This window comes from Synechococcus sp. UW179A, from assembly GCF_900473965.1.
Classification (GTDB): Bacteria; Cyanobacteriota; Cyanobacteriia; order PCC-6307; family Cyanobiaceae; genus Synechococcus_C.
The window spans coordinates 407695-431690 of the sequence record NZ_UCNJ01000012.1 but is presented as its reverse complement, the minus strand read 5'-3'; the positions used below and the strand labels follow the sequence as shown (position 1 = coordinate 431690).

General features: G+C 53.8%; 23 protein-coding genes. 13 read left to right on the top strand and 10 right to left on the bottom strand.

Going from position 1 to position 23996, the window contains the following annotated elements; genetic code table 11:
* Window positions 1–9 precede the first annotated feature (9 nt).
* The 5 genes from rpsB (at window position 10) to DXY31_RS06730 (ending at window position 5917) form a co-directional block, all read left to right on the top strand.
* Window positions 10–726: a 30S ribosomal protein S2 gene (gene rpsB / locus DXY31_RS06750; protein ID WP_114992991.1), complete on the top strand. Its 717-nt coding sequence runs from the start codon at window positions 10–12 to the stop codon at window positions 724–726.
* Between the two features lie 88 nt (window positions 727–814).
* Window positions 815–1474 carry a translation elongation factor Ts gene (gene tsf / locus DXY31_RS06745; RefSeq protein WP_114992990.1) on the top strand — a complete coding sequence of 220 codons (660 nt, stop codon included), beginning with the start codon at window positions 815–817 and terminating at the stop codon, window positions 1472–1474.
* Window positions 1475–1476: 2 nt separating this feature from the next.
* Window positions 1477–2631 carry a hypothetical protein gene (locus tag DXY31_RS06740; protein ID WP_244279591.1) on the top strand — a complete coding sequence of 385 codons (1155 nt, stop codon included), beginning with the start codon at window positions 1477–1479 and terminating at the stop codon, window positions 2629–2631.
* The gene (recG, locus tag DXY31_RS06735; RefSeq protein ID WP_114992989.1) at window positions 2592–5126 is read left to right on the top strand and encodes an ATP-dependent DNA helicase RecG; all 2535 of its coding nucleotides are present in this window, start codon (window positions 2592–2594) and stop codon (window positions 5124–5126) included. The genes DXY31_RS06740 and recG overlap by 40 nt, the downstream gene beginning before the upstream one ends.
* A gap of 62 nt (window positions 5127–5188) precedes the next feature.
* Window positions 5189–5917 carry a M15 family metallopeptidase gene (locus tag DXY31_RS06730; RefSeq protein ID WP_114992988.1) on the top strand — a complete coding sequence of 243 codons (729 nt, stop codon included), beginning with the start codon at window positions 5189–5191 and terminating at the stop codon, window positions 5915–5917.
* On the opposite strand, the gene DXY31_RS06725 is transcribed toward DXY31_RS06730, so the two are convergent.
* Window positions 5890–7647: an NADPH-dependent assimilatory sulfite reductase hemoprotein subunit gene (locus tag DXY31_RS06725; protein WP_114993124.1), complete on the bottom strand. Its 1758-nt coding sequence runs from the start codon at window positions 7645–7647 to the stop codon at window positions 5890–5892. The two genes, DXY31_RS06730 and DXY31_RS06725, sit on opposite strands and share 28 nt — an antisense overlap.
* A 127-nt stretch (window positions 7648–7774) precedes the next feature.
* Here DXY31_RS06725 and glyS point away from each other — a divergent pair, with 127 nt between their 5' ends.
* Complete coding sequence (gene glyS, locus DXY31_RS06720) at window positions 7775–9934, top strand: glycine--tRNA ligase subunit beta (RefSeq protein ID WP_114993123.1); 2160 nt, start codon at window positions 7775–7777, stop codon at window positions 9932–9934.
* Between the two features lie 31 nt (window positions 9935–9965).
* On the opposite strand, the gene chlP is transcribed toward glyS, so the two are convergent.
* On the bottom strand, window positions 9966–11342 hold the full coding sequence (chlP, locus tag DXY31_RS06715; RefSeq protein WP_114992987.1) for a geranylgeranyl reductase: 1377 nt from the start codon (window positions 11340–11342) through the stop codon (window positions 9966–9968).
* 107 nt (window positions 11343–11449) lie between these two features.
* Between chlP and DXY31_RS06710 the strand changes: the two genes are divergently transcribed.
* From DXY31_RS06710 to ccsB, 7 genes are all read left to right on the top strand, one after another.
* A complete protein-coding gene (locus tag DXY31_RS06710; RefSeq protein ID WP_114992986.1) occupies window positions 11450–12202 on the top strand; it encodes a M15 family metallopeptidase in 753 nt (250 codons plus the stop codon).
* Between the two features lie 159 nt (window positions 12203–12361).
* On the top strand, window positions 12362–14164 hold the full coding sequence (typA, locus tag DXY31_RS06705; protein ID WP_114992985.1) for a translational GTPase TypA: 1803 nt from the start codon (window positions 12362–12364) through the stop codon (window positions 14162–14164).
* On the top strand, window positions 14161–14520 hold the full coding sequence (locus DXY31_RS06700; RefSeq protein WP_114992984.1) for a DUF309 domain-containing protein: 360 nt from the start codon (window positions 14161–14163) through the stop codon (window positions 14518–14520). Before typA ends, DXY31_RS06700 begins: the two co-directional genes overlap by 4 nt.
* Window positions 14521–14610: 90 nt before the next feature.
* Window positions 14611–15030 (top strand): LptA/OstA family protein, encoded by a 420-nt coding sequence (locus DXY31_RS06695; protein ID WP_114993122.1) that lies wholly within the window; start codon window positions 14611–14613, stop codon window positions 15028–15030.
* Window positions 15027–15755, top strand: a complete 729-nt coding sequence (gene lptB / locus DXY31_RS06690; RefSeq protein WP_114992983.1) for an LPS export ABC transporter ATP-binding protein — start codon at window positions 15027–15029, stop codon at window positions 15753–15755. Before DXY31_RS06695 ends, lptB begins: the two co-directional genes overlap by 4 nt.
* Window positions 15752–16918 carry an LptF/LptG family permease gene (locus DXY31_RS06685; protein WP_114992982.1) on the top strand — a complete coding sequence of 389 codons (1167 nt, stop codon included), beginning with the start codon at window positions 15752–15754 and terminating at the stop codon, window positions 16916–16918. Before lptB ends, DXY31_RS06685 begins: the two co-directional genes overlap by 4 nt.
* Window positions 16919–16967: 49 nt before the next feature.
* Window positions 16968–17924 (top strand): c-type cytochrome biogenesis protein CcsB, encoded by a 957-nt coding sequence (gene ccsB / locus DXY31_RS06680; protein ID WP_114992981.1) that lies wholly within the window; start codon window positions 16968–16970, stop codon window positions 17922–17924.
* Between the two features lie 741 nt (window positions 17925–18665).
* On the opposite strand, the gene DXY31_RS06675 is transcribed toward ccsB, so the two are convergent.
* The 8 genes from DXY31_RS06675 to DXY31_RS06635 form a co-directional block, all read right to left on the bottom strand.
* The gene (locus DXY31_RS06675; protein ID WP_114992980.1) at window positions 18666–18896 is read right to left on the bottom strand and encodes a Nif11-like leader peptide family natural product precursor; all 231 of its coding nucleotides are present in this window, start codon (window positions 18894–18896) and stop codon (window positions 18666–18668) included.
* Between the two features lie 199 nt (window positions 18897–19095).
* On the bottom strand, window positions 19096–19335 hold the full coding sequence (locus tag DXY31_RS06670) for a Nif11-like leader peptide family natural product precursor (protein ID WP_114992979.1): 240 nt from the start codon (window positions 19333–19335) through the stop codon (window positions 19096–19098).
* Between the two features lie 302 nt (window positions 19336–19637).
* Complete coding sequence (locus tag DXY31_RS06660; RefSeq protein ID WP_114993121.1) at window positions 19638–19919, bottom strand: Nif11-like leader peptide family natural product precursor; 282 nt, start codon at window positions 19917–19919, stop codon at window positions 19638–19640.
* A 263-nt stretch (window positions 19920–20182) separates the two neighbouring features.
* Window positions 20183–20440 (bottom strand): Nif11-like leader peptide family natural product precursor, encoded by a 258-nt coding sequence (locus DXY31_RS06655; RefSeq protein ID WP_114992977.1) that lies wholly within the window; start codon window positions 20438–20440, stop codon window positions 20183–20185.
* A gap of 168 nt (window positions 20441–20608) precedes the next feature.
* Window positions 20609–20869 carry a Nif11-like leader peptide family natural product precursor gene (locus DXY31_RS06650; RefSeq protein ID WP_114992976.1) on the bottom strand — a complete coding sequence of 87 codons (261 nt, stop codon included), beginning with the start codon at window positions 20867–20869 and terminating at the stop codon, window positions 20609–20611.
* Window positions 20870–21008: 139 nt separating this feature from the next.
* Window positions 21009–21278 (bottom strand): Nif11-like leader peptide family natural product precursor, encoded by a 270-nt coding sequence (locus tag DXY31_RS06645; protein WP_114992975.1) that lies wholly within the window; start codon window positions 21276–21278, stop codon window positions 21009–21011.
* Window positions 21279–21400: 122 nt separating this feature from the next.
* Window positions 21401–22948 (bottom strand): hypothetical protein, encoded by a 1548-nt coding sequence (locus DXY31_RS06640; protein ID WP_114992974.1) that lies wholly within the window; start codon window positions 22946–22948, stop codon window positions 21401–21403.
* A 302-nt stretch (window positions 22949–23250) separates the two neighbouring features.
* Window positions 23251–23622 (bottom strand): hypothetical protein, encoded by a 372-nt coding sequence (locus tag DXY31_RS06635; RefSeq protein WP_137024926.1) that lies wholly within the window; start codon window positions 23620–23622, stop codon window positions 23251–23253.
* Window positions 23623–23996: the final 374 nt, after the last annotated feature.

Genomic DNA, 23996 nt, shown 5'->3' with positions numbered 1-23996 from the left:
AACACAACCATGGCTGTCGTCACTCTTGCCGAGATGATGGAAGCTGGTGCCCATTTCGGTCACCAGACCCGTCGCTGGAACCCCAAAATGTCGCGCTACATCTATTGCGCGCGCAACGGAGTTCACATTATTGACCTTGTGCAGACCGCTGTCTGCATGAACAACGCCTACAAATGGACACGGACTGCAGCCAGAAGCGGCAAGCGTTTCCTCTTTGTTGGCACTAAAAAGCAGGCGTCCGAGGTTGTGGCTCATGAGGCTGCACGTTGTGGTGCTTCCTATGTGAACCAACGTTGGCTGGGTGGAATGCTCACCAACTGGACCACGATGAAAGCCCGGATAGATCGTCTCAAGGATCTGGAGCGGATGGAGTCCAGCGGAGCGATTGCCATGCGCCCCAAGAAGGAAGCAGCTGTGCTTCGCCGGGAGCTTGATCGTCTTCAGAAGTACCTCGGTGGTCTGAAGAACATGCGCCGACTCCCTGATGTGGTGGTCCTGGTGGACCAGCGCCGCGAGACCAATGCTGTGCTCGAGGCCCGCAAGCTTGATATTCCCCTGGTGTCGATGCTTGATACCAACTGCGACCCCGATCTCTGCGAGGTGCCAATCCCTTGCAATGACGATGCTGTGCGTTCAGTGCAGCTGGTGCTGAGCCGCCTCGCTGATGCGATCAATGAAGGTCGTCATGGCTCCAACGAGCAGCGTGGCGCCGACAACCAAGGTTGAGTTGCATTAGCCGCTAAGTTCACGCCGCCCTCCCGTCCGAGCGGGAAGGCGGATCTTTTTGTCCCAACGTCCTCCACTAACACATCCGATGGCTGCTGCCGTATCCGCCAAGCTCGTTAAGGAACTCCGCGACAAGACCGGCGCTGGAATGATGGATTGCAAGAAAGCTCTTGCAGCAACTGATGGTGATGCCGACAAAGCCGTTGAGTGGCTTCGTCAGAAAGGTATTGCCAGCGCGGAAAAGAAATCTGGTCGCACTGCTGCTGAGGGTGCTGTCGGCAGCTACATCCACACGGGTGCCCGCGTCGGAGTGTTGATCGAAATCAACTGCGAAACCGATTTTGTTGCGCGTGGTGACATGTTCCAGGAGTTGCTGCGCGATGTATCTATGCAGGTCGCTGCCTGTCCTGGTGTCGAATACGTCACTACGGACGAGATTCCTGCAGAGATCCGTGAGCGCGAGAAATCGATCGAAATGGGTCGTGATGATCTCGAGGGCAAACCAGAGCAGATGAAAGAAAAAATTGTTGAGGGGCGCATCAACAAGCGCCTCAAGGAACTTGCACTGATGGAGCAGCCTTTCATTAAGGACAGCTCACTGACCGTGGCGGAGCTTGTGAAGCAGACAGCAGGCAAGATCGGTGAAAACGTCAAGGTGCGTCGATTCACTCGCTACACCCTGGGCGAGGGCATTGAGATTGAAGAATCCGACTTCGCAGCAGAAGTCGCCTCCATGTCGAAAGGCTGATCTTGACGGGATTGCCGGGGAGTCGTTATGCGCATGATCCAGGCGTGCAACTTGCACGCCTGGAAGAGCGGTGTAACTCACTGGCTCCGCTTCTCTACAGAGAGCAGGCCCAGTATCTGGAACTGGTGCGTCTGATCTTGCCTATCGCGGTCAAAGCGGCGATCCGCCACCTGCTCTGCTCTCTCTCTCCTCTGCAACGCGCATCGCTCTCAGAGCGCCAGACGCTATTGCAGCAACGGATCGATGCACTCGTTCAACGTGCTTCATCGATGATCACGATTGAGCAGCTGCTCGTGCTGGCCGTGCGCCTGCAGGACGAAGAGCGGCGATCCCGCATCCAGCAGTTTCAGAATCTCGCTGACCGTTCTCCTAGCAGCGTTGAGCCAGCTATGAGTGAAGCACCATCCCCCGGGATTGAGCTGGGAATGGATCTGCCGTTAGAACGCCCCGACCTGCTGGAGGGTCTGCTGCCGACCGATCCGCCCTCGACCGCTGATGATTCGGTTGATCGTTCTGAAGTAACTGAGCCTCAGTCACTGACACCACCTGATTCAGGTGCAGAGATGTCCGAACTGGAGATCCTGCGATCACTGTTCGTGATGGCCGGGGATTCCTTGGATCAGGGAGAGTCTTATCAGGAGTTGCAAAGCGGTCTCGAACCAGACGAATCCCATCTGGATTCGATAGCTCAGTCGAACGATCAACTGATGCCTTCGACCGCGAGCGGCCTGTTGAGTTGGATGGATTCACTGGATTCCGCCTTAATCCGAAGGCTGCGCAATGTGTCCCATGCTGTGAATGTTGAGCTGATGCGAGCGGGGGTGACGCGCAGCCTTCTTCCCATGCAGCTTCTGGATGCTGTGAATAATGGTCAGCTGCCATCCCAGTCGGCACCCTCCAATGTGCTGAGACTGACCCTGCCTCTGTCGATGGTCATTGACGATCAGGCGATCGATACCGCCTGTGTTTTGATGCGCCCGTCCGAGCTTGAGTTCGATGACCATGCTCTGAGGCGCAGCCGCAGTCGGCTTCGATTGCAACGTCGTGATCTAGGCACTTTGCTGCAGAAGGAGCGACACTGGCAGCGTCGCGCCAGTGTCCGAGAGGTCCAGAACCATTGGTGGCCCAACCAGCCGGAGACTCCTCAACTCAGTTGAATGCCGGCCTGGACTATCAGGCTTTGGAACGCTTTCTGGTGTGGATCCGACCTCTGCAGCAGGCGCTGTCACTCGAGGTTGAACGCGGTTTCAGCAATCTTCAGGGCCGCAATGAACGCTTTCACAGCTTCATGCAACGCGAGCTGGCCACTCCTCCGCAGATTCCTTTGCCAGGAGATGTTCCTCCTCGTCTTCAGGCCTTGGCAGAGGGATTCGGCGACTATTCAACCCTCGATGATGCAGCCCGTCGCCGACAGGTGACGGTGGTCAGACAGTGGCTTCATGCTCTGCGCCAGCGGCTGGAGCCATCAGCACCCATGGCTCCACCGCGTCTAAAAGTTGCGCAACGATCTTCATCATCTGTTCCATCCATTTCGGCCGCACCAAGTCTCGACAGTCCACTGGCTCAGGTGAAAGGCATTGGGCCGAAACTCGCAGAACGGCTGGCCAGCCTGGGGTTGTTGCTGGTGCGTGATCTGATCCTCCACTACCCCAGGGACTATGTCGACTATTCGGCACTGCGACGCATTGATGCCCTGGTGCCGGGTGAAACAGCAACGATTGTGGCCACGGTGCGGCGCTGCCATGGCTTCACAAGTCCCCGCAATCCCAATCTTTCGATCATTGAGCTGCAGCTTCAGGATCCAACAGGGCGGATCAAGGTGACCCGTTTCCTGGCTGGAAAGCGCTTCAGTAACCCCTCCTATCTGCATGGTCAGACCCGCCAGTACCCCAATGGATCCACGGTTGCTGTCAGTGGCCTGGTTAAAAGCGGGCCTTATGGAATCAGTTTTCAGGATCCACTGATCGAAGTGATGGAGAGTGCTCAAGCACCACTTCGTTCCAGTCGGATCGGCCGACTTCTGCCTGTGTATCCGCTCACGGAGGGGCTAACGGCGGATCGTTTTCGTGCGCTGATCGAACGCGTCCTGCCATCGGTGCGTCTCTGGCCGGAGCCACTTCCCAGGATCCGGCGCGATGCACGCCAGCTGCTTAGACGCGATCAGGCCCTGGTGGCGATTCATCGTCCTGAGTCATCCGATCAACTTCAGCAGGCCAGGCATCGCCTGGTTTTTGATGAGTTTCTTCTGCTGCAGCTCGGCTTGATGCAACGCCGTGCGGCATTGAAGCAACGCTCCGCACCCTCCCTAAGCAGCGTCGCATCAGATCGAGATGGGTTGCTGGGTCGTTTTCTCACATTGCTGCCGTTTGAATTCACTGCTGCGCAGCAGCGGGTTCTGGCAGAAATCGAGGCAGATCTGAACCGGCAGGAACCAATGGCTCGACTGGTTCAAGGGGATGTGGGCAGCGGCAAGACGGTCGTTGCCGTAGCTGCTCTGTTGAGAGCCATTCAGGCCGGATGGCAGGGGGCAATGATGGCTCCCACCGAGGTGCTCGCTGAGCAGCACTACCGCAGTCTTTGCGGCTGGATGCCAGCTCTTCATGTCACCGTTGAGCTGTTGACGGGTTCGACACCCCAGAAGCAACGCCGCAGGATCCTTGCGGACGTTGGATCAGGTGCTTGCAAAATTCTGGTCGGGACCCATGCTCTGCTGGAGGATCCGGTGGCTTTCGCTCGTCTTGGCCTTGTGGTCGTGGACGAACAGCACCGCTTTGGTGTGCGTCAGCGCAATCGTTTGCTCGGTAAGGGTTTGCAGCCTCACCTGCTCACCATGACGGCAACGCCGATTCCCCGCACCTTGGCGCTCTCCCTGCATGGTGATCTGGATGTGAGTCAGATCGATGAATTGCCGCCAGGCCGTACGCCGATTCGTACCACCATGATCACGGGCTCGAATCGCGATGAGGCCTACGACCTGATCCGGGCCGAGGTGGACAAGGGCCAGAGGGCCTATGTCGTGCTGCCCCTGGTGGAGGAGTCCGAAAAGATAGATCTGCGTTCAGCTGTGGATGTGCACCGACAGCTTGCCGATGAGGTGTTTCCTGATCTTCAGGTTGGACTGCTGCACGGACGTCTCGCCAGTGCGGACAAGCAGGCTGTGATCAAAGCCTTCGCTTCAGGGGAGACCAAGGTTCTGGTTTCGACCACTGTGGTGGAGGTGGGTGTGGATGTGCCAGAGGCCAGTGTGATGGTGATCGACCATGCCGACCGTTTCGGTCTCGCGCAGCTGCATCAGCTGCGGGGTCGTGTCGGTCGTGGCGCGGCGGCCTCCCATTGTCTGCTGATCAATGACAGCCGCAACCCTCTCGCCCGCCAGAGACTGGAAGTTCTGGTGCGGTCAACCGACGGCTTCGAGATCGCTGAGATGGATCTGCGGCTGCGGGGACCTGGTCAGGTCCTCGGAACGCGTCAATCCGGCCTGCCGGATCTGGCATTGGCAAGTCTTGCTGATGATGGATCTGTGCTGGAGGAAGCGCGGGATGAGGCTGCAGACATCCTGCGTGTGGATCCAGAGCTGAAGGATTACGCCGTGCTTAGGCGTCTTCTCGATGAGCAGCGCAGTCGTGTGACTTCGGCGGCTCAACTCAACTGAATCCCATCGGAGTGCTGATGATGGTCTCCCCATACGATGGCTGCCTTGCGTTCTGAGGTCGGATGCGTCGTCCCTGGAGCGATGTGGTGATCGACGACTGTGGTGAACCGCTTGTGTCGCTCAAGCCACGCTTCCTGTGCCTTGAGCCCCATCCCTATGCCTGCGTCGGTGCACCGTATGGCGAGGATGCCGATCCCTATCGACTGCGTTCCGGCGTTCTTAAGCGGCTGATTACCGCACAGACCCTTCTGTCGATGCGAAGTGATCCAGAGGTCGGCACGGTGCAGCTGGCGATCTTTGATGCTTGGAGGCCGATTCGTGTCCAGGCTTTCATGGTGGAGCACGCCGTGCAGGAGCAATGCCGCTCTCAGGGTTTTGATCCTTCAGACCCGTTGATGGCTGCAGCTCTCGAACAGGTGCAAAGCGATGTGGCCCGGTTCTGGGCCCCTCCGAGTCCGGATCCCTGTACACCCCCTCCTCACAGCACCGGTGGCGCAGTGGATCTCACCCTTGCTGACAGCTCTGGTAAGCCACTGGAGATGGGCGGTGACATCGATGCCATCGGCGATCAGTCCATTCCCGATCACCATGCCAGGGAGGCTGAAGCAAATCCCCACGGTGAGGCGGCTCGCTGGCACGGTCGTCGTTGTCTGCTCAATGAAGTGATGTCCCAGGCTGGTTTTGCCAGACATCCCAATGAATGGTGGCATTTCAGCCACGGAGATCAGCTCTGGGCTTGGAAACAACAGACTCCCGGAGCGATCTACGCCTCCGTTTCCAGGAGTTGTTGAACCAACTCGTCTCCGAGTCGGTTGACGTGCGCTCCGAAACTGCGCTTGACCCCGCACTGTTTCCAGTTGATCAGTAAGGGCTCCAGCGTTGATTCCAGTTGATCCAGGGGCATCTTCTGCAAAAAGGGCCTGGCCAGCACCTGAAGATTCGGAGTGCCACCCAACCAAAGCTGATATTGATTCAGGCCACTTCCCACCAGAGCAAGTTCGGCCATGTAGGGACGGGCGCAGCCATTGGGGCATCCGGTCATGCGCACCAAAACCGATTGGTCGATGCCCAGTTTTTGCAACAACGCATCCAGGCGGTCAAGCACCTCGGGGAGAATCCTCTCAGCCTCTGTGATTGCCAGACCGCAAGTTGGCAGTGCTGGGCAGGCAATCGCATGACGCGCAAGCGGGGCTGGTTCGCCTGGAAGTTCAAACCCAAGTTCTGCGAGTGCCTGCTTGATCGATGTTTTCTGAGCGGCGCCGATGTTGCAGAGCAGTAGGTCCTGATTGGCAGTTAGGCGGATTTCCAGCTGATAGGTCTGCACAATTTTGCGCAACCCATTTTTCACCGCACCTTCCAGTCGTCCGCACATCATCGGTAGTCCGACAAACCAGAGACCTTTCTTCTGACGGTGCCAACCCAGGTAATCCTGGAGCTTGGCAACAGGCTCCTGGCGGATGCCCTTCAGTTCACCTCTGAAGTAGCTCTTTCTCAGTGTTGATCTGAACCAGGTGATCCCCCGCTGATGCAGGAGATATTTCATACGGGCGTGCTTGCGGATTTCACGATCTCCGTGATCCCTTTGCAAAGCCATGATCGCCTGCAGCAGATCGAAGATGTCCTCCGCCTTCACGTAGCCGAGCACGTCGGCGGTTCTTGCAAACGTGTCTTCCTGGTTGTGGGTTCGGCCCATTCCGCCCCCCACGTAGACATTGCAACCTTTCAGTGCTCCTGAGGCATCAGCAAAAGCCACGAGTCCGATGTCTTGAGTCAGTAGATCAACGGAGTTGTCGCCTGGCACGGTGACGGCAACCTTAAATTTGCGGGGCAGGTAGGTATCGCCGTAGAGAGGTTCGGCTCCGCTGCCGGAAAAGACTCCTCCTTTCTGCTGACGGCTGCGGGCCTTGCGGACGGTTGTGACTGGCTGAAAGCGGTAGCTGTGGTCGCCGTCAATCCACATGTCCAGGTAAGACCCCTCCGCTGCCTCAGGGCTGAGAAGATCAGCGATTTGATCGGCAAGTGCCCTTGCTGCCGGGTAGGCACCCTTCTCGAACGGCGCAGGGGGGGCCATCACGTTGCGGTTGATATCACCACAGGCGGCCAGGGTTGACCCCAGATTGGTAATGATCGTGCCGATCACGGTCTTCAGGTCACCCTTCGGCACCCCGTGCATCTGAAAGGCCTGGCGGGTTGTGGCGCGTAGTGTGCCGTCGCCGTAGCGATCAGAGAGGTCATCAAGAGCTGCGAACAGATCAGCTGGGACCCGACCTCCTGGATTGCGCAGCCGCAGCATCATCTGCCAGCAACGCACCTTGTCGGTTTTGCGCAGTTCGCGATGGTTTTGTTGATAGCTGCCGTGAAACTTCAGCAACTGGACGGCATCTTCACTGAAACGGATGTCGTCGTTCAGGAGTTCCGACTGCAGCGGCTCACGCAGATGACCGCTGTAAAGCTTCCGTTTCTCAGCTTTTGACAGTGCTGTATCGATCGACTCTGTGCGCGCTGCAGGCCCATCCAGCACAGAAGCAACGACGGCCTCCTGCGCATTGGATGTGGCTGTCAGTCCGTCGCTCACACGTGCCTCGTTGTTTCATTTGAAACTAGCGAAGCGGCGTCTCATAAAGTCGCCACCTGCATTGGCACGTGGAGTGGCAAACACGTTTCTGCTCGAGATCGGCACTGAGGAACTACCGGCCGATTTCGTTCGCTCAGCGCTTCAGCAGCTGGAGCTGCGTGTCCGCACTGATCTGAAAGAGCTGCGGCTCGACCACGGACCGCTCTCGGTAACGGGGACACCACGTCGTTTGTTAGTTCAGATCAGCGATCTCATCGATTCACAGCCAGATCTGGAGGAGGATCGCAAGGGCCCTCCTGTGTCCCAGGCTCTGGTTGACGGCCAGCCAGGACCGGCCGCTCTTGGTTTTGCTAAGCGTTGCGGCGTGGACCCCTCGCAGCTCGAAACCCGAGACACGCCCAAGGGTCCATGTCTGTTTGCTCGTGTCTGCACCCCTGGTCAGGAGAGCTCCGTTCTGTTGCAGGACTTCATCCCCCAGTGGATTGACAGCCTTCAGGGACGTCGGTTCATGCGCTGGGGGAGCGGAGAGCAGCGGTTCAGTCGACCTGTGCGATGGCTTGTCGCGCTTCTGGGTGAGGCCCTGATACCTGTCACTCTCGATGCCTCTGATCCTCTCGTGCGCAGTGGTCGTCACAGTCGAGGCCATCGTCTTCATGACTCGCTCGCTGAGTTGACGTCTGCAGATCAACTGCCAGAGCGTCTTGCTGAAGCCGGTGTGATGGTGGATCGCGATCAGCGTTCCGAAATGATTCGCAGCTCCATTGCTGCTCAGGCAGCCTCCTGCGGCGGTGAGGCTGATTGTCCGGAAAGCCTGTTTCAGGAGCTGGTGGACCTGGTGGAAGCCCCCATCGTGCTGAAGGGTGAAATCGCAGATCAGTATTTGGATTTGCCGCCGGAAGTGATCGTCACGGTGATGCAGTCGCATCAACGGTACGTTCCTCTTAGGCAAACGAACGCGACTGCCGATCCGCTGCAGCTTGGTGCTCGCACCGTGTTGTTGTCCGATTTTCTGCTTGTTGGCAATGGATTGCCTGATGCCTCCAAGACGATTGTCAGCGGTAATCAGCGAGTTCTCAGTGCCCGTCTTGCGGATGCTGAGTTTTTCCTTAATGTTGATCGCCGACAACCCAGCGAGCAACGGCGTCAGGAGCTCGATCGCGTCACGTTTGCTGAAGGTCTAGGCAGCCTGCTGGATCGCACCGAGAGGATCAGCTGGGTGATGGACAAGCTGCTTCAGGCCCTGGCAACCAGCGAATCACAGGCAGACCATGGACGCCGTGCGGCCTATCTCTGCAAGAACGATCTTGTCAGCCAGATGGTGGGTGAATTCCCTGAACTGCAGGGTTTGATGGGCGGTAAGTATCTGCTTGAGGAAGGGGAACACCGCGATGTTGCCTTGGCAGTGGCAGAGCACTATCAACCAGCAGGTGCGGGGGACGCGCCACCTTCTAGCGATGCCGGTGCCTTGCTGGCACTGGCTGAGCGTTTGGAGCTCCTACTCAGCATTTTCGCCAAAGGTCAGCGTCCGACGGGTTCGTCCGACCCCTACGCGCTCCGCCGTGCCGGCAATGGAATCGTTCAGATCCTCTGGGACCGTGGCTGGCGACTGCCGTTGCAGACGCTGCTGTCAACAGCGGCAGACCACTGGGCAGATTTATTCCCAGCGTTTCAGTTTGATGCTCCTGGTCTGGCCAATGATCTGGGCCAGCTGCTGCGGCAACGCATGGTGTCTCAGTTCGAAGAGGATGGTTTCCCGCTCGACCTTGTGCAGGCTGTAAGCGGAGAGGGGGTGAGCAGCGCACGCCTGCTTCAGGATCCTGTCGATGCCCGTGAACGGCTTTTATTGCTGCAGGAACTGCGGACTGGCGGTCGCCTCCAGGCTATTCAGGCAGTGGTTCAACGAGCATCCAAACTGGCCGAGAAAGGTGATCTCGACAGCTCTCAACTGGTCCCGGGACCCGTGATCGAAGCCTCGTTGTTCGACTCACCGAGTGAGTCTGATCTGCTGAAGCAGTTGCAGGCCCTCAGTCCGCTAGCTGAGGCCTGTGATTACCAAGGCCTGGCTTCAGAGCTTCAGGGTGCTGCTAGAGCTCTCGAGGCCTTCTTCGACGGCGAGAACAGCGTGATGGTGATGGCTGATAACGATGCTGTGAGACGCAACCGTCTGAACCTGCTTGGTGTCCTGCGCAATCAGGCTTCCGTTCTGGCGCGTTTCGACAACATCCAGTCGTAAATCAAATAGCTGAGCTCCACATTGGTTGAGCTCAGCTGCTGGTGACTTTTGAACGCTCCTCTCCGCTTGACGCGTGGTCTTCTTCATTGGACTGGGATTTGATTGCCTGGGCCGCTTCCTCCGCTAGGAAGTCACCGTCTGTTCGTCCCACTGCGGAGGGAACAGACCCGTAGTTGGACGGTGCAAGGGCCTGACCGCGTAACAGGCTGCCAACAGTGCGCAGGGTGAGCTTGACCTGCTGCCAGGGATTCATCATCACCACCCGCTTGTACAGGTAGCTGTCAAAGGTGAGCTTCTGAACATCGCGGTCATCGCACATTTCCACGAAGGCTTCCCGGGCTGCGTCGTTCCGGTAGAAAATCTTTTGGAGAATGTCGAGAACCGCATAAGTGGCGCCGTACTTCCGGTCCCAGCGCTTCAGGTAGGTCGACTTGATCTGCTTCTCCGTGGGGATGCGGCTTCCGTTCGCTGAGATCTCCACAATGGCTTCCGCGCACATTCGCCCGCTCTTGGCGGCGAAGTAAATCCCTTCACCTGAGCTCTTGGTCACATAGCCAGCGGCGTCACCCACCAGGGCCATGCGACCCACAACTCTTCTTGGACGGGGATGTTCGGGGATTGGATGGGCTTCGACCTTGATCACTTCACCCTTGAACAGACGCTTGCGCGCACGCTCACGAATCCCTTTCTGAAGGCCTTTGATCAGCGACTGGTTCTGCTGCATTGTTCCTGTTCCCACAGCAACGTGGTCGAACTTGGGGAACACCCAGGCATAGAAGTCAGGGGAGACGTCGGTCCCCACATACATCTCGGCGAGATCCTCGTAATAGGTCATCTCCTCGGCAGGCAGCTTGATGCGTTCCTGGAAAGCGATGGCCACGTTGTAATCACCGGCATCCATGGCCTTGGCAACACGGGAGTTGGCACCATCGGCGCCGATGATCAGATCCACCTCGAGAGTCTTCAGCTCTCCGGTCGGACCACCATTGCTGTAATCGGCGTAATGCAGGGTGTAGGGCCCCTGGCGATTGGTTCCGGTGTCAATTTTCTGGACTAACGCATTCACCAAAGTCGCCCCGAGTTCGGCGGAGCGGTTGCGCAGGAAGGCATCAAAAACCTCACGACGACACATGCCGATATAGGCATCGTTGTCGTAGCCGAGTGGGTCCAGTCTGATATCCACCTCCTTGTTGGAGGGGGAAATCATCTTCATGTTGCGGACCTTTCGGTCGATAATTGATTCAGGAAGTTCGAATTCCTCAACCATGCAGAGTGGGATTGCTCCTCCGCAGGGCTTGGCGTTGTCAAGTTTGCGTTCGAACAGCCAGGTGTTGATGCCAGCTTTTGCAAGCACTTCGGCCGCGCAGGAACCGCTCGGACCTCCGCCGATGACAGCAACTCTCAGCATCTCAGCACACTCCGCTGGACTCTAAATTGAAGCTACACCGCAACCTGTCCTTTCGCCGCTGGCACTGGCGCACCCCCTTACGATCGAAACATCAGTGAAGTGTTCTTTTGTCTCGGGCTGTCGCCACCCGCAGCAGGAAGCGCGACAGCAGCCGCGATGACATCCCCATCGCACGCCGCAGTCGTTCCTCTCAACCGAAGCGAGGCAGTGGTCTAGGACTTCTGCTCGCCTGTGGTGTTGTCTTCTCACTGTCGCTAGCCACAGTCTTATTCCTGCCGGACCTGCTGCCGTTCGGTTCCAAGCCCGAGTTGGTTGAGGGCATTGAGGAACAGCCAGGTCGTGATGGTCGCCTACTGGGGCATTTCCCCTACCCAGAGGCAGTGGTGGATCAACTGGTGCCAGTGGAGGCGGGAATTGAGTTGCATCGAGACGCCGCCATCGCTCTTGATGCCATGCGTCGTGCGGCTGCAGCCGATGGCGTTGATCTGAGATTGCTGAGCGGTTATCGCTCCCAGGAACTCCAGAAAAGTATTTTCTTCGACGTCAAATCCGAGCGCAATCAAACTGCCGCGGAGCGGGCCAAGGTGTCTGCACCGCCAGGGTATTCCGAACACAGCACTGGCTATGCCGTCGACCTCGGGGATGGGGACGACCCGGCGACTAATTTGTCAACCTCTTTTGAGCAGACTTACGCCTTCAGTTGGCTTCAGGATCATGCCGCTAGTTATCACTTCACGCTTTCATTCCCTGCTGTGAATTCGCAGGGTGTCAGTTACGAGCCTTGGCACTGGCGTTTTGAAGGTTCAGCGGATGCGTTGAGAAGGTTTGAACCTGCACGTCGCCTGGCCAATGGAGCTTGAGGATCGTCATTCGCGCTGATCTGCGCTGATTTGGTGCTTAGTACTGGAGCAACCTTCATCAAGACCGTCCACATCGACCCGAAACGATCTCACGTTGAGATAAGGTGCGTCGACTGCGCCTGCGGGCGCTTAGAGACATTCCGCCCCCTACAGACCCCCATGAGCGCCCAGCAAAAGGCGATTCGCAACATCGCGATCATCGCCCACGTTGACCATGGAAAGACGACCCTGGTCGACTCACTGCTGGCCCAGTCAGGCATTTTCCGTGACAACGAAGCAGTCCCCACCTGCGTCCTGGATTCCAATGACCTGGAGCGCGAGCGTGGAATCACCATCCTTTCCAAAAACACGGCTGTCACCTACAACGACACCCGCATCAATATTGTTGACACCCCTGGACACGCTGATTTCGGAGGTGAGGTCGAGCGCGTGCTCGGCATGGTGGACGGTTGCCTTCTGATCGTTGACGCCAATGAAGGTCCGATGCCTCAGACCCGTTTCGTGCTGAAAAAAGCACTGGAACAGGGTTTGAGGCCCATCGTTTTTGTCAACAAGATCGATCGTGCTCGGGTTGATCCTGAAACGGCTGTCGACAAGGTGCTTGATCTCTTCCTTGAGCTGGGTGCCGACGACGACCAGTGTGATTTCCCCTATCTGTTTGGAAGTGGCCTGGGTGGTTTCGCCAAGCCCGATATGAAAACTGAGAGCGACAACATGCGTCCGCTCTTCGATGCGATTCTGCGCCACGTTCCGCCTCCGGTGGGCGATTCCACCAAGCCTCTCCAACTTCAGATCACCACGCTTGATTATTCCGATTTTCTAGGCCGGATCATCATTGGCCGTGTGCACAATGGTGTGATTAAGCAGGGTCAGAATGCAGTTCTGATCAAAGATGACGGCAACCTCAAGAAGGGCCGGATCAGCAAACTGCTTGGCTTTGAAGGACTGCAGCGCGTTGAAATCGCTGAAGCCAGTGCTGGCGATCTGGTGGCTGTAGCCGGTTTTGACGAGGTCAATATCGGCGAGACGATTGCCTGTCCGGATGAACCCAAAGCTCTTCCACTGATCAAGGTTGATGAGCCGACCCTGCAGATGACCTTCGTGGTCAACGACTCACCCTTTGCAGGTAAAGAAGGCAAGTTTGTGACCAGCCGTCAGGTGCGAGACCGTCTCCAGCGTGAGCTGTTGACCAACGTTGCACTCCGAGTTGAAGACACGGATTCACCTGATCGTTTTGCAGTGAGTGGTCGCGGTGAGCTCCACCTCGGCATCCTCATTGAAACCATGCGCCGCGAGGGTTACGAATTCCAGGTCTCTCAGCCGCAGGTGATTTTCAGGACCATCGACGGCACACCCTGCGAGCCTGTCGAGACCCTTGTGATGGATGTTCCTGAAGCAGCCGTGGGAAGTTGCATTGAAAAACTGGGCTCACGCAAGGCTGAGATGCAGAACATGGAAACCAGTTCGGATGGCCGTACACAGCTGGAATTTGTGGTTCCTTCCCGTGGCCTGATCGGTTTCCGTGGTGAATTTATCCGTGCCACTCGTGGTGAAGGGATCATGAGCCATTCCTTCTTTGAATACCGGCCGATGACGGGTGATTTCGACACCCGCCGCAATGGTGTGTTGATCGCATTTGAGGAGGGCACTTCCACCTTCTATGCCCTCAAAAATGCCGAAGATCGTGGTCAATTCTTCATTTCCCCAGGAACCAAGGTTTACAAAGGCATGATCATCGGCGAGAACAATCGTCCTCAGGATCTTGAGATCAATGTCTGCAAGTCGAAGCAGCTCACCAACATGCGTTCAGCGGGTGCTGAAGAACTCGACACCCTTCAGTCTCCTGTTCAGATGACGCTGGAGCGCGCTCTTGAATACATCGGTCCTGGCGAAATGCTTGAGGTCACTCCGGAATCGATTCGTCTGCGCAAACTTCCTGCGAAGAAGATGGCCAAGCGTTGAGTCCGGCTGACGATCCCCGTTTCCCGCAGGCTCTGGAGCTGTTCAATTCCGGAGCCTGGTATGAGGCCCACGATGCCTTTGAGGAGATCTGGCATGAGCAGATCGATCCCGATCGCAAGTTGATTCAGGCGATTGTGCAGATCGCTGTCGCCCATGTTCACCTCGAACGGGGCAACACACGCGGTGCCACCATTCTTCTCGGTGAGGGTATTGGGCGCCTCAGACCCTCATTACCCACTGCTCTGGGGCTTGACCTCATGGCGTTGCATCAAGCAGTCGCTGATCGCTTGAGCGCCCTTCAGTCCGGCTCAGACCCGGAGGTTCTACCGCCACCTCGCCTGATTGCAGTGGAGTGATTCGTGGGACCATGACACATCCTTTCCCAAGCGCCTGGACCGATGGTGTTCCCACCGTTTCAGCGATCGATCACTGTGCTCCGTCGTTCCATGATCTGGTGCGCGGGTCTGGCTCTCGCCTTGTCAGGACCTTCTCTGGCGCAGGAGTTTGTCGCACCTCTGGAGGGTCCGCCCTCGGACGATGGCTTGATCACCATCGAATCCGACAGTCAAACGGCTGACAACATCACGGGTGTGGTCACCGCCATCGGTAATGTCCGGATCGTTTACCCCTCCCGTGGAATGGTGGCGACCTCGCGTCAGGCGCAGTACTTCAGCCGCGAGGGCCGCCTGGTGCTGAGTGGTGATGTCGACGTCGTACAGGAAGATGGCAGCACACTCAGGGCTGAACGTGTGACCTACAACCTTGAGGATGAAAGGGCTGTGGCGGTACCGACGAATGGCGGACAGGTGCGCGCCACCATGATCCTGCGCCCTGATCAGCCAGCGCAGACCCCGCTGACACCATGAGTCTCAGTCTCAATCGGGTCTCTCTCTCCCTGGGAGGTCGACCTCTGGTGAAAGATCTCACCCTGAAGCTGGAACCGGGTGAAGTGATCGGTCTTCTAGGCCCAAACGGTGCTGGTAAAACCACAAGTTTCAACCTTGTCATCGGCCTGCTCAAGCCCGATCAGGGAGAGGTGTTGATGGATGGACATCCCGTTGCCAGTCTCTCCATGCCACAGAGGGCACGACTTGGGATCGGTTATTTGCCCCAAGAACCCAGCGTTTTCAGACAATTAACAGTGCGGGAGAACTTGGAGCTGGTGCTGTCACAGACCGGACTCGCTAAGCCTCAGGCCCGTGAACGCCTCCAACAACTCATTGATGATTTTCATCTGCAGCCGTTTCTGAATCGCAAGGGTTTCCAACTATCCGGTGGCGAACGTCGTCGTTGTGAGGTGGCCCGTGCCCTGGCGGTTGGGCTTGAAGGACCGCGTTATCTGCTCTTGGATGAGCCTTTCGCCGGTGTGGATCCACTGGCGGTGGCGGATCTGCAGCAACTGATTCAGGCGCTGCGTCAAAGGGGAATGGGAATTCTGATCACTGATCACAATGTGAGGGAAACTCTGGCCATCACTGATCGGGCCTACATCCTCACGGACGGGAGCGTCCTGGCCTCTGGGCTTTCTGATCAGGTGGCCTCGGATCCTCTGGTGCGTCGTCACTACCTCGGTGAGGGCTTCCAGCTGTGATTCAGAACCTGACGCAACGGATTCATGTGCTCCTGCGCAGGATTCCTCTCCTCGATCGCTGGCTTCTTAGTGAGCTGATCGGCCCCCTTCTATTTGCCGTTGCCCTGTTCACGGTGCTCTCCCTTTCGGTGGGGGTTCTGTTTGAGCTGGTTCGTCAGATTGTTGAATCCAATCTGCCGGTGTTGATTGCCATTCAGGTGCTATTGCAGCGACTGCCCAGCTTTCTGGTGCTCTCGTTCCCGATGGCCACCTTGCTTGCCACGTTGCTGGCCTACGGCCGTCTTTCCACCAACAGTGAACTCACAGCCCTACGCAGTGTTGGTGTGACGGCCACACGCATGATCATTCCTGCCTTGGTGCTGGCGTTGGTGATGTCAAGCCTCACCTTCCTGTTTAACGACGTTTTGGTGCCGCGCAGTAATCGATCGGCCGAGGTGACCTTGCGTAGGGCTCTTGGCAAGGCCATCGCCACTGAAAAAGGTGACAACATCATCTATCCACGCTTTGGAAGGCTGGAGGAACCTGACGGTTCCTCCAGCAAAGGTCTGCTTCAGCTTTTCTATGCGAGCAGATTCCAAGACGGAACCATGACCCGAGTCACACTGCTTGATTTTTCAAGGGTCGGCTTTACCCAGATGTTGCTTGCTGAAAGTGGTCAATGGAATGAACAGGAAGCGAAGTGGGAATTTTTCAACGGGCAGATTCTCACTCTGACGCCCTCAGGAAGCACCACTTCGGCTGATTTCGACCGATACATGTACCCCTTTAGTGCGGCACCGATCAGGATCGCCAAGCTTCCAAAAGATGCCAACAACATGACCGTTGCCGAAGCGTTGCAGGCGGAGCAACTGCTTGAGAACGCTGGTGACGTCAAGGGAGCGAGGAAGCTTCAGGTTCGGATTCAGGAGAAATTCACTCTGCCCATGGCTTGTCTCGTCTTCGGTTTGATCGGAGCAAGCCTGGGTGCCAAGCCGAACAATCGAACCAGCCGTAGCCAGGGTTTCGGGATCAGTGTTGTGATGATTCTGGTGTATTACCTGCTTGGTTTCAGTTTCAGTTCCCTTGGCGTCAAGGGAACCCTTCCACCCCTACTTGCTGCCTGGAGTCCAGTGTTGATCTCTCTAGCTGGTGGCGGTTTCCTACTACGGCAGGCCAGTCGATGAGCCAGACCGTCAGAATCAACGTCAGTGAGTCCTCTGGTCGAGGTGTTTGATGGGGTTTTCCGGTCTGGAAGCGATCGTCTCCGAACCCGTTCTGCTTCTGGGTCTGATGGCCTTTGCCTTTTTGCTGACAGCTCTCCCCTGGAGTTTCTGGGCTCTGTCTAATGGTCGTAGCTCAAGCGGTGTTCGTTCACTGATCGCCCTCTCCAACTTGTTGCTGACAGCCCAGCTCGTATTGCGCTGGTGGCAATCTGGACATTTTCCGATCAGCAACCTCTACGAATCACTGTGCTTTCTGGCCTGGGCCTGCACGCTCACCCAGCTGCTGGTTGAGCGCAACTGGTCGTCACCACTTGTGGCAGCTGCCGCAACACCCATGGGACTCGGCTGCATTGCCTTTGCGAGCTTTGCACTGCCTGATCAGTTACAGCAAGCATCACCGCTTGTTCCTGCTTTGCGCAGCAGCTGGTTGGTGATGCACGTCAGCGTGATCATGGTCAGCTATGCGGCTCTGATGGTGGGGTCGCTGCTGTCGGTTGCTGTATTACTGACAGACCGAGGCGAAGAGCTTGAACTTCGCAGCAGTTCCATTGGAACTGGTGCCTATCGAAGGCCGAAAGTGTTCGCTGCTGAAGGTGGAGTTGCTGTGCAGAACCCACCGGAGGTACAACTGTCTTCCGTCCATTTCAGCCGCACTGAGCAGCTAGACAGTCTTAGCTATCGCACGATCACAGTGGGCTTTTTACTGCTCACTGTTGGCATCATCAGCGGTGCCGTCTGGGCTAATGAAGCCTGGGGAAGCTGGTGGAGTTGGGATCCAAAGGAAACATGGGCTCTGATCTGTTGGCTTGTGTATGCCGCCTATCTCCATACGCGTCTCAGTCGTGGATGGCAGGGACGGCGGCCAGCATTGGTTGCGGCCTCCGGGTTAGTGGTGATTGTCGTGTGTTATATCGGCGTTAATTTGCTGGGAATCGGTTTGCATAGTTATGGATGGTTTTTTGGTTGACTGGTAAACACTGGGTTTGGGTTTTGCCCAGTTTTGACCACCCGCTTGATTTCAAGGGGAAACCGTCTTAGGGGTAATTCTTCTGTACTGTTTGGCAAGACCAAGGACTTCTGAGATCATTCAAGTGATCCCTGGCAGTGGCCTGGAGATCTACGAGCACAAGGGAAGGAGTTGCCTTCGAGTCAGGAGATATCACAAGAACGCTGGGCGATACATCATTCGATCAACTGGTAAACACACAGTTGAAGAGGCTCGTGCATGGGCGCTGGAGAACCTTCAGTTGATCTTCAGTGAGGAGTTACAGGAGAGGGGTGGGGGGTACCCTTGATAAAATCCCCCCATATAAACCCCATGGGTCCCATCCTGCCTGATAAAGCTATAAGAGCAGATTGGGTTACCTGTTAGGGCATTCCAAAAATTTTTTTGCTCAGAAAATCTGGTGCTAAACCTTTTTGGGTTTCATCTAAAAAACTAAATAAACCTTTCTGGTTAATGGATAGTTTTTGGGTAAAGGTGAATCCCTCTATGGTAGGTGCCTGTTGGGAATGGACTGGGACACTCACCCCCGAACCCCTCACCAACTCCCTGTAAAACAACACTGAGAGCTTCAGAAAGTTTATTCAGAACTGGATAAGCCAGAAAGGTCGTAGATGGAGAGTCGTAAAGGGAGTGAGAGAGGAGGGAGAGGGGATAGAGAAACAATCCTCCCAGTTCTCTCACAATCACTTACTAACCAAACAATCAGGGGTAGTAAAAATTCTCTTGTTCATCGTAAGTTGCCAAACCCCCCACAGTTATTACTACCAGTTCCTCTTTAGTGAGTTGGCTTATGAGCTCAGCAGTAAATTCATCACCATATTCTTTAGCAATGCCTACAATATCTTCAGGTGACTTAGCCGCTTTGAGCTTCTCCTGAAGGTTGCAGTCGCCTTTGGCTTTTTCCAGAAAGGCTTTGAGTTGCTCTTCTGGCATATGTATGAAGTCAGTTCTGTATTCATCGCAAAGATATGTCGCAGTATCTATAGCTAATATTTACTGCGCTCAATCGTGCAAGGTATTGAAGGCTGATATCTAGACTTTTTAGGGTGATCGAATAAATAAATAATTCCTGTCATTAATGCAGCGGCTATTCTGGTTGTAAGTCAATTACATTCAAGGCTGGTAACTCCAGTTAGCAATTCGAACTGTAGTCATGTGTTGAAAGATAGCACGTAGCCCCTGCGGCCACTTCTTCTAGCTCTTCGTTACTAAGTTCGCAAAATTCAGTAATTTTGTCAACAGTGAATTCATGACCATGTTCTTTGGCAATTGTCACGACGTCTTCAGGTGACTTAGCTGACTTGATCTTCTCCTGAAGGCTGTTGTCCGCTTTGACCTTTTCAAGAAAGGCTTTGAATTGCTCTTCTGACATGGGTAGCTGGTGTCTTTAACGGTTATAGCAACAATGTCTTGAAGTATCTTTGGCTAATACTTACTACTCTCAATCGTGCCAGGCATTGAAGGCTGATTTATGGGATTAGTCAGGCTTCCAAGCTGCAAGAAGTTAATCAGCGCTCTCCGAGTAATCGAATTTGAACCCGGAGTCAGCTCCTACGACAAGCTATCAAAGTTTAGGTACAGCATCAACGCCACTGGCTACTTGACCCTCGTCATCAGCCGTGGTCTCACGACAAGGAGTCTTGGCCAATCGGGATTTAAAATTTATGGCTAAGACTATTGATCACAAATATGTTCTGTAATTATCGGAATCGCCGCAACAACACCAAGAGCTACCAATGCTGCAGCAGTTCCTCCCGCTGCACCTTCTAACTCTTGGTCAGACACTTCAGGTGATTTAGATTTCATCGATTGAATATCTTCTGATGTAATTGAAAATCCTGCATCTTTGGCGATTTCAATAGCAGCTTCAGGGGAGGTGACGCTCTTGATCTTTTCCTGTAATTCAGTATCGGATTTAACTTTTTCCAGAAAAGCTTTGAGTTGATCTTCTGACATGTGTATGAGGTCGGCTCTGCATTCATAGCAAAGGAGTCTCACAGCGTCTATAGCTAATAATTACTGCACTCAATCGTGCCAGGCATCGGAGGCTGATTTGTTGGCTTATTGGCGAGATTTAAGCAATAAAAACCTCTGCTAATGCAGGGCTTTGAGTGTGTAAGCTCTATCAGTGTTCCCTTAAAAAATGGATCCTCGGAGATCTGGGATCAAATAACAAGCAACCAAAAACAGTCTGCCCCACCAAGCTGACTTGAAGCCACCTAGGAGGTACCAGGACCTGCCACCACACACTGACTTGAACCAACACAGCACCCCGCCGCATAGCTCCCACTCCCCCCAGCCACGCCCTCTAGCTCCTCTTTACTGAGCTGAGTGAACTTGTCAGCGGTGAATTCATGACCAAGTTCTTTAGCAATGCCTACAACATCTTCAGGTGACTTCGCTGCTTTGAGCTTTTCCTGAAGGCTGGTATCGCCTTTGACTTTTTCTATAAAGGCTTTGAGTTGTTCTTCGGACATGGGTATGAGGCCTGTTAAGCAGTCATAGCAACGGTCTGCTGCAGTGTCTTTGTCAATCGATTAATACGCTCAATCGTGCCAGGTATTGAAGGATGTTTTATGGGATTAGTCAGGTTATTGAAGCAATAAAAAGCCTCTGTCAATACAGGGGGTTGAAGGGCTTAGGATTCACCAGCAGGGGCCGCAGAATGGAGGGTTGGCGCTCGACCATTTGCCGCCTGAATCCTCCCCGCCAGCCGCTCCTTCCAGCTCCACATCTGAAATCTCTGACTTAGCGTTCTTCAAGTCATCAGCAGAAATACTAAACCCTGCATCTTTCGCAATCGCCACAACAGCATCAAGAGGATCAGCCGCTGCTTTGAGCTTCTCCTGAAGGCTGGTGTCGCCTTTGACCTTTTCAAGGAAGGCTTTGAGCTGTTCTTCTGACATGGGTATCGGGAGTCTATAACGGTTATAGCAACAGTCTGCTGCAGCGTCTTTGGCTAATAGATTGTGCCAGGTTTTGAAGGCTAATGTGTGATCCTTGTGGCAGAATAATCTTAAATAATCTCACATATTGGAAATGATTTTATTGTGCACAGGCACCTGAGCATGTGTGCGGACCGTATGCTGTTGCGAAGTAGCAATGATTTACATCAGTACCACCACCAGCCACATTTTCTAGTTCTTCTACTGAAAGCTCTGAGAAGGCCTTCAATTCATCAGCAGAAATCATAAACCCAGCATCTTTCGCAATCGCTAGAACTGCGTCAACATCGGCAGCTGCTTTGAGCTTCTCCTGAAGGCTGGTGTCACCTTTGACTTTTTCGAGGAAGGCTTTGAGTTGTTCTTTCGACATTTGTATCAGGTCTGTTCAATAGTTATAGCGATAGTTTGTAGCACTTGAAGTATTGATAGGGATGGAATGAAGAACCCCACAGATGGTGAGGTATCAAGAAAGATCTGACTTTGAATGTCGTTTTATACCGCTGTGACTTGTTCAATATTAGTGATTCCAGCTAGCAGCATGATTTGGTCACCTGAGTCGTCCGTAAACATCAAGCCAGGTCCAATTTGGCTCCAGCTTCCACTCATTGTAAGGTCAACAAAATCCTCTCCAATGGTGTAGTCCTTAATTACAGCATATCCTTCACCAGTTACGCCACGGAACATATCTGCGCCTTTGTCGCCCCAAGTTTCTCCTTGACTGACTGCCATCAAGTCGTTGTCTTTGCCACCTCTGTAAACCACGCCGTCAACATTACCTATGATTCTGTCATCACCACGGTTGCCATTCACTAAAGTTCCCTCTTCTGCGTTCATAACGTAAATTGTGTCGCTATCTTCTCCTCCAAGGTACTTACCGAAACCAGCTCTCAAAACAATTGAATCTTTTCCCATATTACCATTAACAGAAGTACCTTCTTCTGCATTAAAAACCTCAAAGGTATCATTGTCTCTTCCTCCTAGGTATTCACCAGAGCCACCTTTTAAAACAATTGTATCTTCTCCCATGTTGCCGTTAGCGAAGTTACCTTTGCCACCAATCACTTCAAGAAAATCTTTGCCTCCCATCATCCGAAGCTTAAAATTTGATTGGTTTGTTAGTAAGTCGTCTGCATCGGTAAGCTGAGTAACGCCATCGATTATTTGTATACTTTCATCGACTAAGGCTTGATTAGCCTCAGGAGTTTGCACGGTTGGTAAGGAACTTGCTGACAGGGGACTGTTCGTAGGAATCAAATAGTCAGACCCATCGAAATTATGAGGGACAGCGCCTGGGAAATAAACAGATCCATTCACTGGAAGTGATCCAGAATAGTCGGAAGTAATTTTGCCCCCTTCGTTTGGCAGGTTATCCCAAGTTGATTGGAGTGCATAAGGAACCGGTGCACTGAATGGCTTCGCATCAGTCGGAAACTGACCTTCTTTCCCTAATGCATAAATATCTCCAATAAATCCCTTAATGAGTCCATTATCGTATAAAGTGGAGATGAAGTTCCAATTTCCTTGCTTGGGAGGAGTTGTTACTTGCAGATTAAATATTGGTGACAATAATGTTTGTATTTTATTGGCATCATAGTTGCCTAAACTCTTCACATAATAGGAATCAAAGACTGGAATTCTATCTATAGAAGGATATAGCTGTTTAACTGACCAAAGCACCGCAGCAACCCCGGCATAAACTTCATTACTTTTGGCATTCGCAGTCTTAACATCTGTAATCTGAAAATTCTGCGCATAAAACCATTTTGATGAGTTTCCTCGATTGTTTAGGACCGAGCTCTTTCCTTGATCTTGTATAAACGCCGCATCAAGTATCGCTGTTGGATCCACTTCTTGATTGATTTTTTCCCAGAGTCCTACGCCCTGTGCATTCAGAGCAGCGGAGAATCCAAATAGCCGTCCATCATTGTTGATTTGATCTTGAAATGTTGTGCTCGCCTCATTTCCGATGACTGTAGATCCTCGTGGAGTGTTTGCCCATTCGTCTAAGCCTTCCAGGTAATATCCAATATCCTGTGCCATGATACATTAATAGTTGATTTATTTATAGCAATTAATGATTATTTTGTTATCGCGAAGTAACAAATTTTTTTTATTCAATATGTTCTTTGCCCTGCTGGCTCTCTGATCCTCACTGTTGTGGTCATAGTTGAATGGGGGGAGAGGATGTGAAAGATCCACAAGTGACTCGCTTTGTGGTTCCTGCTTAGGTTATAAGGCTGAATTGTTGGAGAGCCTGATTTGAAATTAAGAACCTCTTGATGGATGAAAGGCAGCAAAACCTTTCGTTTGACAGGACCTTTACGTGGACTTCTCCGTAACCACTAGTCGATGTGTTGCTCGCAAACCATGAAGCTCATTTCTGTTCTGGGGTTATTCACCAGCCGACAGGTTTCGTTGACTACAACAGACTCTGTTTGATCTCTCATTGCAAGCTGATCAGTAAGTAATGGAACTGCGAAGTTAGCCTCAAGTGGAGTGAATTCTACGGGCTCAGTCATGAAATTCAGGTCAAGGTTGTTGTCAGAAACATTTTCATGGGAGAATTCCATGTGCTCAGTTCCACCGGTGTTGTTGACCGCCATATAATCAGCTGCCTCGCCAGTTAAGGAATTCGCTTCACTCATATCAAAATAACCGTCTCTAAGTCGCTCGACATGATGCTCTTTGAGCCAACCAAGCACTGCTGAATCCAATTCCCTTTGCCATGGATCTGTTGTTTCCCATCAGTTACCAATAGTCTCTCCAGTTATTGAATCAGCCTGTCGATAAATTTTCTCCATCAATGATTGCTAATTGATCGGAGTACATGGGCGATACAAAATATTTTCCGGATAGCCTACGGCCTCGGGTTCTGTACCTGTTTCTACATCTGCCCATTAGGGAAAGCTATTGGTGGGTGTTACTGAAGATGTTTTGGTTCCAAGCAGTGGATTTTTGGGGTAATGCCCCCTCCACTCGTTCAAGCTTACAACCCTCTGTGGAACCCTGCTACATAGCCCCGGTGCAGACCCCAAGGGGTTCTGGCGGGCTTCTGGTGAATGGCTCAGAACAATTCACCGCCAAGTTG